At 58.7% G+C, this 1,120-nt stretch carries 2 protein-coding genes; both read left to right on the top strand.

Annotation, left to right across the window (positions count from 1 at the left end; genetic code table 11):
• The first annotated feature begins 4 nt into the window (after window positions 1–4).
• Entirely contained in the window at window positions 5–334 is a 330-nt protein-coding gene (locus tag PUT78_RS23995) for a polymorphic toxin type 15 domain-containing protein (protein WP_420793565.1), read from the top strand.
• A 27-nt stretch (window positions 335–361) separates the two neighbouring features.
• Window positions 362–1,075, top strand: a complete 714-nt coding sequence (locus PUT78_RS23610; protein WP_274354652.1) for a GAD-like domain-containing protein — start codon at window positions 362–364, stop codon at window positions 1,073–1,075.
• Window positions 1,076–1,120 lie beyond the last annotated feature (45 nt).

Genomic DNA, 1,120 nt, shown 5'->3' with positions numbered 1-1,120 from the left:
ACCAATTGGGGAGGCTGCGCGCCCGGCTGCACGCGCGCGGTTCATTGACCAGAATGCGCGTGTGCTTCTACGGACCCTTCCGCGCAATACAAGCTTTGCACAAGCTCGAAGCATCGCCGAGGTGCAGGCACGCAGACAGGATGCCATTCATACTCTTGACATGGTTGCTGGCGGCCATCCGATGGGTTTTGCAGGGCTTGGCGGACGATCAGAAAACCGCTCAATCGGTGGGCAGTGGGGTCGAGGTGGCAAAGCGGGCCCGCTTGAGGCATACGCGCAAGACCAATGCCGCAACCAGTGTCCACGCATGCAGGTTCAGCTTTCGGCTACATGATGGTCGCAGGGAGACAGGAGACACACCTTGGTAGACAGTATTGAATTTCTAAGAACCTTTGGCTCTCCACAAGGTGGTCGTCTTCCGCAGGTGACGGACGTCGCACCGTGGCATAACCGTGTTCCCGAAGACTTGATCACTTTCTGGCTTGCGCATGGGACCGGCAGCTATGGTGGACGTAACCTTTGGTTGACCATGGCGCTGGAAGCCGAAGACATGCTGTACCGGCGACTTGGGCCCATATTCGACAGGCCTGCGATCTTTGCCCTTGGCGCGCATGGTCAACTGCATCTCTGGACCACAACTTCGACGCATCTGATGCTGGACCTTGGCACAGGGCTGATCATGGATATGACAAGCTTGGGTCGCACAGCACCTATTCCTTACGATGCCGCTGACCTCGCACTTGCGGTAGGCGTGACCAAAGAAGCCTTTGTCTCCGCGTTCTTGCAGGGTCGCGATGAACCCGAAGACCTTTGGGCTGTTTTGTTCTCTCTGGTGTCCGGCGACTCCGAAGACAGCGAGCGCCCTTCCACCGCCCTTCTTGAGCGCACTCTCGGCGGGCCATTGACCGAAGGCGAGCATTTCGTTTCGCCCGACCCTACCGATCCCTTATCGTGGCGGCGCACGACGCTGGTCCAGTCCTGCGCGGAACTGCCGTCCCCGTTGCGTCTGGTGCGTTATGTCTTGGCGGGAGAGCAGCAAGTGCCCGTTGAAGACACGATCACGCTCAACCCATAGCGCCGTATAGGAGGAGAAGAGCATGTCTGCCCAGGACTTTCTTGA

It is taken from the genome of Roseinatronobacter alkalisoli, assembly GCF_028745735.1.
Taxonomy (GTDB): domain Bacteria; phylum Pseudomonadota; class Alphaproteobacteria; order Rhodobacterales; family Rhodobacteraceae; genus Roseinatronobacter; species Roseinatronobacter alkalisoli.
Note: the sequence above shows the minus strand (reverse complement) of the source record. Positions and strands in the feature narration are given on the sequence as shown.